This window comes from Lutibacter sp. (assembly GCF_030692605.1).
Taxonomy (GTDB): domain Bacteria; phylum Bacteroidota; class Bacteroidia; order Flavobacteriales; family Flavobacteriaceae; genus Lutibacter.
On sequence record NZ_JAUYUD010000006.1, the window covers coordinates 1 to 11,702 of the forward strand.

The following is an 11,702-nucleotide window of genomic DNA, read 5'->3' on the forward strand; positions in this document are numbered from 1 at the left end:
TTTTACGCCTTTCTTTATTAAGGCAATTGCCTTTTTTCGATACGAACTTCTAATCGTATCATCAACTGTCCTAAAATCTTCTTTTTCCATAGGACAAATATACAACTTTTTTATGAATATATTACCGCTAGGTTAATAACAATTACTTTCTAAACAAAATTTTAAAAACATCATGTACATTTGTGTAAACTTATAGTACCATGAATTATATTTTATTTGACGGAGCAACAAGAACGGCACTTCTTCCTTTAACATACACAAGACCGGTTGCAGAGTTGCGAATAGGAATTCTTACCATCCGGGAAAAATGGGAACTCTATTTAGGTTTTGCTACTACAACATTAACCGAAGAGTATTTAGATGCTAAATTTCCAATGGTGGAAATGGAGAAAAACATAATGATTAATGCTTCATTTTTGCCTACTACCAATTTAGTTACTCTGATACAAGACTTGAAGGAAAATCAAGCTATTTTTTATGGAGAAGATGTACTTGCTTTTTTTACAACAGAAGATCAGGATGAAGTGAATTTTGACTTGTACGAGCATATAGATTTTGATGAAGAAATTATTCAAATTAAAAACACTTGGGATTTATTTGCATTAAATAATAAAGCCATAAATGATGATTTTGAATTATTAACTGATGGAAGGGTTTCTCAGCCTATTCCTGAAGGAGTGCAGTATATAAATAAAGATCAGATTTTTATTGAAGAAGGAGCAACTATTTTGTTTTCATCCCTTAATGCGACTAATGGCCCAATTTTTATTGGTAGAAACTCAATTATAATGGAAGGATGTACAGTACGTGGGCCTTTTGCTTTATGTGAAAATTCTATTTTAAAAATGGGAACTAAAGTGTATGGAGGAACCACAATTGGTCCGCATTCAAAAATTGGAGGTGAAGTAACAAATTCTGTTATTTTTGGAAATACGAACAAAGGTCACGATGGTTTTTTAGGAAATTCCGTTCTTGGTGAATGGTGTAATTTGGGTGCAGATACCAATAATTCGAATCTAAAAAACAATTATGCCGAGGTTCGTATATGGAATTATGAATCGGAAAACTTTGCTAAAACAGGTTTACAGTTTTGTGGTTTAATTATGGGTGACCATTCTAAATGTGCTATAAATACAATGTTTAACACAGGAACCGTTGTTGGTGTAAGTTGTAACATTTATGGAAGTAATTTTCCGAGAAATTTTATTCCATCATTTAGTTGGGGAGGGGCTGCTGGTTTTTCAACCTATCAAATTGATAAAGCAACAGAAACTGCTAAACTTGTATTGCAACGAAGAAATCTTTCATTTGAGGAAGAAGACGAGAATATATTGAGTCATATTTTTGAGCTATCAAAAAAGCATAGAAATTATTAATAAAAAATGCCCTTGAAAAAGGGCATTTTTTAAATAATTGTTTTTATACCTTAAAACATTTCTCTCCCTGAAAAGTGAAATGTACTTTCAATAGCAGCATTTTCATCACTATCAGATCCATGTACAGCATTTTCACTTACTGAAGCAGCAAATAATTTTCTAATGGTTCCATCGGCAGCATCAACTGGATTAGTTGCTCCAATTAAAGCCCTAAAATCTTCAACTGCATTTTCTTTTTCTAAAATTACCGCAATAATGGGTCCTCTAGTCATATATTTCACTAATTCTTCAAAAAACGGTCGTTCTTTGTGAATGTCATAAAATTCTTTTGCATCCGCCATTGTTAAGTGCGTCATTTTCAACGCTACAATTCTAAATCCGGTAGCATTTATTTTGTCTAATATTGCTCCAACATAACCTTTTTCTACTGAATCTGGTTTTAGCATTGCAAATGTTCTGTTTGTTGCCATTGTTTTATTAAAAATTTCTTAAAAATTGTTGGCAAATATACGATTTTCTAATTAAATAAAATTTTACTTCTAATATTTTTGTATGAGAGATTCTAGTAATTTATTTTCTTCACCTCTTATTTCCATTAATACTTCCATTTTTAAAAAATTAAATTTTAATAACCCAAAACTTTTTATTGAAACTACATTACCAATACGGTATGCATTTGGTTCTTCGGTAAAATTAGTGTAAGAATGTGTCAATCCACTTGATGTAAAATCTATTAAAGGATAATCTAATCCATTAATATCTTTTTTTGAAAATTCAGAAATATGTCTGTCTCCCGAAAGAATGATTGTATTTTTAGCTTTTGATGTTAGTAATAATTCTTCTAGTTTTTTTATTTCAGTTGGCATTGTTCCCCAGCATTCAAATCCATGTTCATTCGATAAAAATTGTATGCTACTCATAATTACATTAAAAGTAGCGGTAGAGGTTTTTAATTCATTTGATAACCATTCCCATTGTTTTTCACCTAACATAGTATTTCCGGGGTTGTTGGAAGGTTTATATCGTTTTGAGGTATCGGTAGCAGCTGTTAATTTAGTTCTAAAATAACGAGTATCTAAAATTATAACTTTTATTGAATGTTCATTAATAATATAATTTTTTGAAAAATATACTCCTTCTTTTAATCTTCTAGGATCCTCCTTTTTAACCTTTAAAAAATTTAAAAATAATTGTTGTGATTCTTTCTTAAATTCATATTCTTCACCACCATCATTTAGACCGTAATCGTGGTCATCCCAAGTTCCTAAAATATCAACTTCTGAAGAAAAATGTTTATAATCTTCATTTGCAAGTTGTACATCGTAATTTTTTTGAAGGTATTTCATGTCATTCGTATCAGAATAAATAACATCGCCTCCCCAGATCCAAACAGTAGGATTGTGTTTTTCAATTGCTTTCCACAAATTATTTGGTAAAACTTGATTATTGCACGAACCAAAAGAAAGAATAAAATTTGAAGAGTCATTTTTTTGTATTTGTTCTTTTGTATTTTTGTTTTGAGATGATTGACAAGATACTTGAAGTAAGAAAAAGAAAAGAATTAATTTAGAAAAGTTCATTTTTTTTTGAAATTTTTAACACCATTATTAACAAATATACATAGATAAGTTTAAAAAATAAGTTTAATAATTTGTATATTCGCAGCCGTATGAATTTAGCTGAGATTAAAGAAATAAAGGAATTACTTACTACTAAAAAAAACATAGTAATTGTTCCACATAAAAACCCTGACGGTGATGCTATAGGGGCTTGTTTGGCAATGTATCACTATCTACAATTAAAGGGGCATGCTGCAACTGTGGTTAGTCCAAATGATTATCCTAATTTTTTAAAATGGTTACCAGGTTCTAATAATGTTTATAAATACGATACACAAAATAGACAATCTGTTACTGCGTTAGATGAAGCTTCTATTGTATTTTTGTTAGATTTTAATGCATTGCATCGGGTTGGAGAAGATATGCAACATGGATTAGAGGATTACATTGGAACTTTTATTATGATCGATCATCACCAACAACCAGATTTGGTGGCAAAATATTTATATTCAGATATTTCCATTTGCTCTACCTGTCAAATGGTGTATCATTTTATAGAAATGTTGGAGGATACAACCAGTATTAATAAGGAAATTGCAACCTGTTTATACACTGGGATTATGACTGATACGGGATCATTTAGATTCCCTTCAACAACAAGTACAACTCATAGAATTATTGCAAATCTAATAGAATATGGGGCTGATAATTCTATGATTTATAATAAAGTATATGACACTAATTCATACAGTAAATTGCAATTATTAGGCTGTGCTTTGAATAATATGGTTATGATTGATAAGCTAAAAACTGCTTATATTACATTATCTCAAGATGAACTAAATAACTATAATTATGAAAAAGGTGATACTGAAGGTATTGTAAACTATGGTTTATCAGTAGAAGGTATTATATTTGCTGCAATTTTTATTGAAGATGTAGATCAGAAAATTGTAAAAATTTCGTTTCGTTCAAAAGGAAAATTTTCTGTAAATGAATTTGCTAGAAAACATTTTGATGGGGGAGGACATGACAATGCTGCAGGTGGAAAATCAATAGTTTCAATTGATGCAACTATTTCAAAATTTTTAAATTTATTACCTAAATATAAAAATCAGCTGCTAAAATCGTATGGTGAATAAGCTATTATATTTTTTTATTGCCTTTATATTTTTTTCTTGTATAAACCCAGTTCCAAGAAATCCTATAGTCCGCAAATCTTCTTCATTTATGGAAGAATCTGTGATGTTTAATAAAAAATTAAATGGCGAAGAAGAATTATTATTCAAGAATTATATGAAGTTAGATTCAAATGAACATTATTTAAATTCTAGCAAAGGTTTTTGGTATTCATTCAATGCTAAAAGCAATCAAAACTATGTTCCTCAAAAAGGAGATGAATGTATTTTTACATATGAAGTTTTAAATATTGAAAATGAAATAATTTATAGCAGGGATGAAATTGGGGAGAAAAGTTATTTTATAGATCAACAAGAAATTAAAGACGGTTTAAGAAATGCATTAAAAATAATGGGTGAAGGCGATATGGCAACATTCTTATTTCCTTCACACTTAATGTATGGATATACCGGCGATACTAACAAAATTGGAATTAATCAACCATTAATATATAAAGTTCAATTAATTAAAATAAATAAGAAAAATGAAAATAAGTAAATTTTTAGCAGTTGCCCTTGTGGCTTCAATGTTTGTTGCATGTAATAATCAAAAAGCAACAAAAGAATCATTAAAAACTGAAGTGGATTCAGTTAGTTATACCTTAGGATTGGATATGGGGTATAAATTGAAACAAAATTTTCCAGAAATTAATAGAGAGCTCTATCTACAAGGTGTTTTGAGCGGTGTTGATTCAGTAAATATTTTAATTGAGCAAAAAGATATTGAAACTGTTTTGGGTACATTTTTTCAGAAAAAGCGTGAAGAGACTATGAAAAAAGAGCAAGAAGAACAAATGAAATCTGTGGAAAAAGAATTTGGAGATGTTAAAAAAGCAGGGGAAAAATTTATGGAAGAAAATAAAAAAGCTCCAGGAGTTAAGGTTACTGCGTCAGGATTACAGTATGTTGTAATTAAAGAAGGAAAAGGTGAGAAGCCTATTGAGGGATCAAATGTAAAAGTTCACTATCACGGTACACTTACCGATGGTGTTACTGTATTTGATAGTTCAGTTGATAGAAAAGAACCAGCTCAATTTAATATTAACCAAGTTATTCCAGGATGGACTGAAGGGTTACAATTAATGACTGTTGGATCAAAATATAAATTTATTGTACCTCAAGAATTAGGGTATGGAGCTTTTCCAAGACCAGATGGAGCTATAAAACCATTTATGCCATTAATTTTTGAAGTTGAATTATTGGAGATTATAAAATAATCTGATTAAATTAGTATTATTTTTAATTTAAAATAAATTTTAAATATGAAGACACATAAATTTGCAGCAGTATTGCTTGTTTTAAGCATGGTTTCTTGTAAACCAACCAAGTATGCTAAATTGGATGATGGGATGTATGTCGACATGGAAACATCTAAAGGAACCATTTTATTAAAATTGGAATTTGAAAAAACACCGGTTACTGTTGCAAATTTTGTTTCTTTGGCAGAAGGAACCAACAAATTTGTTCCAGATTCTCTAAAAGGTAAACGATTTTTTGACGGATTAATATTTCATAGAGTTATCAAAGATTTTATGATTCAATGTGGTGATCCTATTGGAACTGGTGAAGGTGGTCCAGGATATAAATTTATTGATGAATTTCCAATGGATGAATCCGGAAAATTAGTATTGCTTCATAATAAGCCAGGGATTTTATCAATGGCAAATTCAGGCCATCAAACCAATGGAAGCCAGTTTTTTATAACCCATAAAGAAACTCCATGGTTAGATGGGAAACATACCGTATTTGGTGAGGTGATTGATGGGCAAGCTGTCGTAGATTCAATTGTTCAAAACGATGTTATCATAAAAATAGAAATTGTTAAAATTGGAAAAAAAGCTAAGAATTTTGAAGCAAATAAAGTGTTTTCTAAATTTTTTAGCGATTTTGAAAAAAGTCAAAAATTAAAGCAAGAAACTATTGAAAAAGCTGCAAAAAGCACCTTAATTAAAATGATTCAACTTAAAGAAGAAGCAAAAGAATTAACATCTGGTTTGCAAATAGCATTTATAGAAACTAAGGGCGGTGAAAAACCAGTAAATGGTGCAAATGTAAAAGTAAATTATGCGGGTTATTTTACAGATGGAAGATTGTTTGAAACTAGCTTTAAGGAAGTTGCAAAAGCTCATGGAGTGTATGATGAAACTCGTGATCTACAAAATGGATATGCTCCTCTTACAACCCTTTATGGTCCTGAAGCTCGATTAATTGCAGGTTTTAGAGAAGGTTTGCAAAATTTGAAAGTTGGAGATAGAGCAATGTTATTTATCCCTTCTCATTTAGGATATGGTGCACAAGGTGCAGGGGGGAAGATTCCACCAAATACAGATTTAGTTTTTGAAATTGAACTGGTTGAAATTGTAAAATAACTTAGATAATTAGCTTAAAATGATAGATTGGCTAATTGATAAAGATATTCAGCTATTTATTTATTTAAATAGTTTGGGATCAGTATATTGGGATGGTTTCTGGCTTATTTTAACAAATAAGTTTAGTGCCATCCCATTATATTTTATATTAGTTTATATCATTTACAAGTATTTTGGTTTAAGAAAAACAATTTTATTGGTATTACTAGTTGCGATAATGATCTTTTTTTCAGACCAGACGAGTAACTTATTTAAATACAGTTTTAAACGGTTAAGACCATGTCATGATGAGACTATCTCTTCCTTAATGAGATTAGTTAAAGAAAGATGTGGAGGTTTATATGCATTTTTTTCTGCACATGCGGCAAACTCCATGGCAATTGCTGTATTTTTTAGTTTTCTTTTAAAAAGTAAGTTTAAATATATACCTTATTTTCTTATTTTTTGGGCATTATTAGTGGCATATAGTAGAATTTATATTGGGGTGCATTTTCCATTAGATGTGCTAACTGGTGTTGCATTTGGCGTTTTTTATGGTTTTATATTTTATAAACTATACCAATTCTTTTTAGTTAGATTAACACAATAATAATTGGATTATGCCTTTTTTTAAAACCTGAGACTCACACTAATTAAATTAAAAAGTACGATTTCTTTTAATTTGAAGTATAAATATTTTTATTAAAAGGATTTAAAAATATTAAGAAGAATATAGCACCAAAAGCAAGTTCGTACAATTCCCATTTTCTTGTTGAATTTATAAACATTAATAATACAGTTCCTAATAAAAAAGCAATAGTATGATGCCATTTTACAATTGGCACTGCAAACAGGTTTGCTAATTTTTTAACAGCATCAAATTTTCTATAAAGTAGTGGTGTTACAAGTAAGTATAGCACTAATATGAGGGTTAATAATTGACTAAAAATTATTTTATTTACCTTTTTTCCTTCAACTACCAAATTATGTAAATTGGTTTCACCTTGAGCATTGTTTTCAATAAAATATTCAGAAGATTCTACATTAAAAATTCGCTGACCCCAGGAAATTTCTTCACCAGCTCCAAATAAAAAAACAGCAGCCATAAATAATATTCCAATTTTCCAAAATATTTTTTTTACTGTAAAAAGTTTAAGTAACCTATAGAATAATAAAATACTTGAACAGAAAAGTAAAAATGCCGTACCATACTCTACAAAATCATCTTCTTTTGTAAAGACTTCATCAAAAAAAGTTAAATTGGTATTTGCAAAATATATTCCAAGTATATAAACTAAAATTAAAAATAGATATGCTAATTTTTCGGTTCTTGTTAAATTTTTTAAAAACATAGTGTGATTTATTAAAACAAATACTTGACAAAAGTACTATTTTTTTGAAACTAAATAAAACTGCCTTATAAGTCTTTCTTTACTTTTTGAGCCCATATTTAAATTATAGGTTTCAACCAAGTTAAAGTTATAATTGGCTTCTAATTGAATGGAGATTTCTTCAACATCTTCGTTCATAATTAATAGTCCAAAATTAGGTTCTGCTGGCGGCAAAAATAGTCCGTTTTTATATATATTTTTTAAAAGACCTTTATAATCCCACAATAGTTCTGGTGCAATTTCTCCGATGGAGTAAGAATTAATTCTATGTTCTTTTTCTACAGCGTGTATATTAGCCATTGAATTGTAATTTTCATTTTTATTAAATCCTTTTGACAATGGCAATCCAAAAATTAATAGAGAAGCCATAAACAAAATTGTTAAGTAAAAAACAGACTTTATTTTTTTTTGAAATAAATATTTAAAGATTAGTACACCTATTAATCCTGTTGAAATTGAAGTTAATATATAACTTAATAAATAAGTTTGAATCTCATTTTTTAAAATAACGAAAAGCACAATTGGTGATGAAATAGAAAGAAATCCAATCAGTCCAAAATTGAAATAAACGGGTAAAGTTTCTTTTTTTGAAGTTAATTTAGAAAAATTATTGATTAAATATTGAACATAAAAACCTGTACTAAAAGCTAATGGAATTAACACAGGAACTAAATATCTGGCCTTTTTTTCTGGAATTAATGAAAGTAAAATAAGTGCAAATAATGTCCACCAAAATATAAATTTATAGGCTTTTTTGTTTTCAACTTTTTTAATTAAATATGGATACAATAAGCTAATAAATGCTGGAATAGTCCATATACCAGATTGAGTAAAAAAGCTCCAATAATAGTAAAATGGTTTAACATTATAGGTACTCCAATTGCCAGACTCTTTAGTTGCTATTTCTAAAAAAGCTATAGGATCTTCCAATCGAACATATACAAACCACCATCCGCCAATAATACTAAAAAGTATTATAGATGTTAGTAAAGGAAGTATTTTTATGTTTTTAAATTTAAATATGAATCCATAAGAAATTAAAAATGGAAGAAACAAAGCATATAAAGAAACTGGACCTTTGCTCATTATGGAAAGTCCAATAAAGATTCCTGATAATAATGCGTTTTTCCAAATGGATGATTTTTCTTCAAAAGAAAGGAATAAAAAATAAATGCCAGCCATCATAAAACCGTGTGCAAAAATATCCCAAGGAGCTTCGTTTATGATACCAAAAATGTAAAAAGAAGTCACTAAAATTAAACTATTAAAAAATGCATTATTTTTAGTTAATCTTAATTTTAACGATAAAAAGTAACTAATTATTCCTAAAAACAATACCATTAAAGCCGCTGGTAATCTTAGTGTAAACAAGCTATTAACACCAAACAATATACCTGAAAAGGCTGTTAACCAAGTTGGTAATGGAGGTTTTTCGTAACGGGCTTCTCCGTTCATTGTTGTTAATAGCCAATTGTTATCGAGAATCATTTCACGAGCGGTAATAAAATTACGCGCTTCCATAATAGTTACTGTTGGAATCTCTAAATGAATTAGCAACATAGATAAAACTAAAATTGATAAAAACGCTATTGGGTATTTTTCAAGAGTTGTAAGCATCATAAAATAGTTTTATAAGCTATAGTATATACTGCAAATTAAAGTATTTATTTTTTAAATAAATAGATTCCATTTTTATAGTTATTATCAATTTCTAGTAAAAATTTTAAGTAGGATGGATTCATTTTTTTTAATCGTTTATGAGGAATTATCAATAAAAAGGAAGTATCTGAATTTAAATGAGTTGTTAATTCTTGTTCATTTTTTATAACTTTAATAATTCCTTTAGAATAAAACTGACTAGAATAACTCTTAGTTTGCCAATAATACATTGGAATATTGTCTTTTGAATTATTTTCAATTAAATATTTGTCAGAATTAATATAAAATTCACTTTTTGGTGTAAACTGTGTTCCAATAAAAAATAACAATGCAATTAATGGAAATAGAAGCGCTAAATAAATTATTCGTTTTATATTTTTAAATTCATCCCACCAATACGTTATTAATAATGCAATAGGAACCATTACTGGCATTATGTATGGATGAATTAAACTTTTAGAAATGGTAAAAAATCCAGGAGTCCACAATAGCCAAAGCAGTAAAAAAAGTACCCATTTATCTTTTAAAATAGTAAGTTTTTTTTGCCATACTTTTTGAATTACGAGTAGAATCCAAGGAATTGCAAAGGCAATTAAAAATAACCATATCATTCCCATTGGTTGCGATTTTGGAAAACCATATTTATCACCTTGCCAGCTAGAATCAAAAAAGCGTTTAAAGTGTTCACCTACAATAAAATAATCTATAAATCCAGGTGTTTTTAGTTCAGCTAAATAATACCAAGGCGCAGCAATTATTACAAATAATAGAATTCCTAAGAACCATTGAAAATTCTTCCAAACAGCTTTAAACTCTTTAAAAAATAAAGTCCACACAAAAATAGGAGGTATGGTTAATATAAAAATAATAGGGCCTTTAGCTAACATTCCCAATCCTAAACCTATAAAAAACACGTATTTCCATAAGTGATTTTCTTTCGTTTTAACCGCTTCCCAAAATGAAATCATGACCAGGGTAACACAAAATGCCAAGGCTGTATCTGTTGAAACAACTCCAGTATGAATAAGAAATTCTGGAATAGTTAGTAATATAAATGCAGGAATAAAAAAGTCGAGTTTTTTTTCTTTAGCATATCTTCCAATTAATAAAAGCACTAAAATATTAAGTAGTAAATAAGGAAAACGTACAGCAAATTCATTTTCTCCAAAAACTTTTATGCTTAATGAAGAAAACCAAGTTGATAAAGGAGGTTTTGCCCAAAAAGGCACATCATAGTCTATTTGAGGCGTTACAAAATCGTTGGTTTCAGCCATTATTCTGGAAATTTCAGCATAACGCGCCTCCGTTTTGTCCATTAATGGAATGGAATAATTCAACACAACTCTAAATAATAGCAATCCAATAACTAATAGTGTAAAAGATGATATTTTTTTTGAAAACAACCTCATAATTATGAATTGGTTTTATATGTTTTGCCAATTTTAAATAAATCGAGCCATAATTTAAAGAAATATGTGAATTGAACTTTAGACTCTCCAATATCAATCCATTTTTTTAGTGGAATTTCTCTACAAATTTCAGAAATTTTATTTTTTCCGTAAATAGCAATAATTCTATGAAATAATTCCACATCAAATAGCCATTTAGAAATAAATTTTTGTTGAAATATTTTTTTAGCTAGTTCATTTTCAATGACTTTACAGCCACATTGGGTATCATAGACGATAATACCTAATTGATGTGATATTGCTGTAGCAATAATTCTCCCTATAAAAAAACGATAGATTTTTCGATCAATTTGATTGTCTATTTTCGAAATTCGAGATCCAAACGCAAATAAAACTTTCGAATTTATTTGATGACTAATTTCAACACATTCTTCTAATGAAGTGGCTAAATCAGCATCTAAATAAGCAATACTTTTTTGATTAAATTGTTGGTTGCAATGCAATACTCCTGTTCTAACAGCTTCAGCTTTTCCACCGTTCTTTTCTGTTGAAATTACTTCAATTAAAGTTGGAAAATTATTTTTTAAAGTAGTTAAAATTTGAAGTGTATTATCTTTTGAACCATCATCAAAAAAGCAAAGTATTAACCTAGCGACAAAATATCGGAATAAATTTGTATATTTACAGTATGGAAAAAGAGGATTTCAGAACTGTAACCGAGCAAGCGAGAGTAGTTATTCGCAGAAAAGCAATCAAGTTGATACTTTCAGGTGTAAAAAAGA

The 11,702-nt window shown here is 28.8% G+C and carries 12 protein-coding genes; 6 read left to right on the top strand and 6 right to left on the bottom strand.

Annotation, left to right across the window (positions count from 1 at the left end; genetic code table 11):
* Window positions 1-200: 200 nt before the first annotated feature.
* Window positions 201-1,376: a GlmU family protein gene (locus Q8S45_RS00405; RefSeq protein WP_305600217.1), complete on the top strand. Its 1,176-nt coding sequence runs from the start codon at window positions 201-203 to the stop codon at window positions 1,374-1,376.
* Window positions 1,377-1,426: 50 nt separating this feature from the next.
* Here Q8S45_RS00405 and Q8S45_RS00410 read toward each other — a convergent pair whose 3' ends face one another.
* Complete coding sequence (locus Q8S45_RS00410) at window positions 1,427-1,846, bottom strand: nucleoside-diphosphate kinase (protein ID WP_305600219.1); 420 nt, start codon at window positions 1,844-1,846, stop codon at window positions 1,427-1,429.
* Window positions 1,847-1,915: 69 nt separating this feature from the next.
* The gene (locus Q8S45_RS00415; protein ID WP_305600220.1) at window positions 1,916-2,956 is read right to left on the bottom strand and encodes an alkaline phosphatase D family protein; all 1,041 of its coding nucleotides are present in this window, start codon (window positions 2,954-2,956) and stop codon (window positions 1,916-1,918) included.
* A gap of 89 nt (window positions 2,957-3,045) precedes the next feature.
* Between Q8S45_RS00415 and Q8S45_RS00420 the strand changes: the two genes are divergently transcribed.
* The 5 genes from Q8S45_RS00420 to Q8S45_RS00440 are packed head-to-tail and all read left to right on the top strand — an operon-like array spanning window position 3,046 to window position 7,071.
* Window positions 3,046-4,077: a bifunctional oligoribonuclease/PAP phosphatase NrnA gene (locus Q8S45_RS00420; protein ID WP_305600222.1), complete on the top strand. Its 1,032-nt coding sequence runs from the start codon at window positions 3,046-3,048 to the stop codon at window positions 4,075-4,077.
* A complete protein-coding gene (gene gldI / locus Q8S45_RS00425) occupies window positions 4,067-4,612 on the top strand; it encodes a gliding motility-associated peptidyl-prolyl isomerase GldI (RefSeq protein ID WP_305600224.1) in 546 nt (181 codons plus the stop codon). The genes Q8S45_RS00420 and gldI overlap by 11 nt, the downstream gene beginning before the upstream one ends.
* The gene (locus Q8S45_RS00430) at window positions 4,599-5,330 is read left to right on the top strand and encodes an FKBP-type peptidyl-prolyl cis-trans isomerase (RefSeq protein ID WP_305600226.1); all 732 of its coding nucleotides are present in this window, start codon (window positions 4,599-4,601) and stop codon (window positions 5,328-5,330) included. Before gldI ends, Q8S45_RS00430 begins: the two co-directional genes overlap by 14 nt.
* A gap of 45 nt (window positions 5,331-5,375) precedes the next feature.
* Window positions 5,376-6,482 carry a peptidylprolyl isomerase gene (locus Q8S45_RS00435; protein ID WP_305600227.1) on the top strand — a complete coding sequence of 369 codons (1,107 nt, stop codon included), beginning with the start codon at window positions 5,376-5,378 and terminating at the stop codon, window positions 6,480-6,482.
* A 19-nt stretch (window positions 6,483-6,501) separates the two neighbouring features.
* Window positions 6,502-7,071 (top strand): phosphatase PAP2 family protein, encoded by a 570-nt coding sequence (locus Q8S45_RS00440; RefSeq protein ID WP_305600229.1) that lies wholly within the window; start codon window positions 6,502-6,504, stop codon window positions 7,069-7,071.
* 67 nt (window positions 7,072-7,138) lie between these two features.
* Here the strand turns inward: Q8S45_RS00440 and Q8S45_RS00445 are convergent, their stop codons facing one another.
* Genes Q8S45_RS00445 through Q8S45_RS00460 form a run of 4 tightly spaced genes read right to left on the bottom strand, consistent with a single transcriptional unit; the run spans window position 7,139 to window position 11,564 of the window.
* Window positions 7,139-7,813: a hypothetical protein gene (locus Q8S45_RS00445; protein WP_305600231.1), complete on the bottom strand. Its 675-nt coding sequence runs from the start codon at window positions 7,811-7,813 to the stop codon at window positions 7,139-7,141.
* 36 nt (window positions 7,814-7,849) lie between these two features.
* Window positions 7,850-9,472: a glycosyltransferase family 39 protein gene (locus tag Q8S45_RS00450; protein ID WP_305600233.1), complete on the bottom strand. Its 1,623-nt coding sequence runs from the start codon at window positions 9,470-9,472 to the stop codon at window positions 7,850-7,852.
* A gap of 44 nt (window positions 9,473-9,516) precedes the next feature.
* Complete coding sequence (locus Q8S45_RS00455; RefSeq protein ID WP_305600234.1) at window positions 9,517-10,920, bottom strand: glycosyltransferase family 39 protein; 1,404 nt, start codon at window positions 10,918-10,920, stop codon at window positions 9,517-9,519.
* A gap of 2 nt (window positions 10,921-10,922) precedes the next feature.
* On the bottom strand, window positions 10,923-11,564 hold the full coding sequence (locus Q8S45_RS00460; RefSeq protein WP_305600236.1) for a glycosyltransferase: 642 nt from the start codon (window positions 11,562-11,564) through the stop codon (window positions 10,923-10,925).
* Window positions 11,565-11,702 lie beyond the last annotated feature (138 nt).

Coding starts and splice junctions, on each gene's coding strand:
- Q8S45_RS00405 (WP_305600217.1), top strand. CDS start 201: ATGAATTATATTTTATTTGACGGAGCAACAAGAACGGCACTTCTTCCT.
- Q8S45_RS00410 (WP_305600219.1), bottom strand. CDS start 1,846: ATGGCAACAAACAGAACATTTGCAATGCTAAAACCAGATTCAGTAGAA.
- Q8S45_RS00415 (WP_305600220.1), bottom strand. CDS start 2,956: ATGAACTTTTCTAAATTAATTCTTTTCTTTTTCTTACTTCAAGTATCT.
- Q8S45_RS00420 (WP_305600222.1), top strand. CDS start 3,046: ATGAATTTAGCTGAGATTAAAGAAATAAAGGAATTACTTACTACTAAA.
- gldI (WP_305600224.1), top strand. CDS start 4,067: ATGGTGAATAAGCTATTATATTTTTTTATTGCCTTTATATTTTTTTCT.
- Q8S45_RS00430 (WP_305600226.1), top strand. CDS start 4,599: ATGAAAATAAGTAAATTTTTAGCAGTTGCCCTTGTGGCTTCAATGTTT.
- Q8S45_RS00435 (WP_305600227.1), top strand. CDS start 5,376: ATGAAGACACATAAATTTGCAGCAGTATTGCTTGTTTTAAGCATGGTT.
- Q8S45_RS00440 (WP_305600229.1), top strand. CDS start 6,502: ATGATAGATTGGCTAATTGATAAAGATATTCAGCTATTTATTTATTTA.
- Q8S45_RS00445 (WP_305600231.1), bottom strand. CDS start 7,813: ATGTTTTTAAAAAATTTAACAAGAACCGAAAAATTAGCATATCTATTT.
- Q8S45_RS00450 (WP_305600233.1), bottom strand. CDS start 9,472: ATGATGCTTACAACTCTTGAAAAATACCCAATAGCGTTTTTATCAATT.
- Q8S45_RS00455 (WP_305600234.1), bottom strand. CDS start 10,920: ATGAGGTTGTTTTCAAAAAAAATATCATCTTTTACACTATTAGTTATT.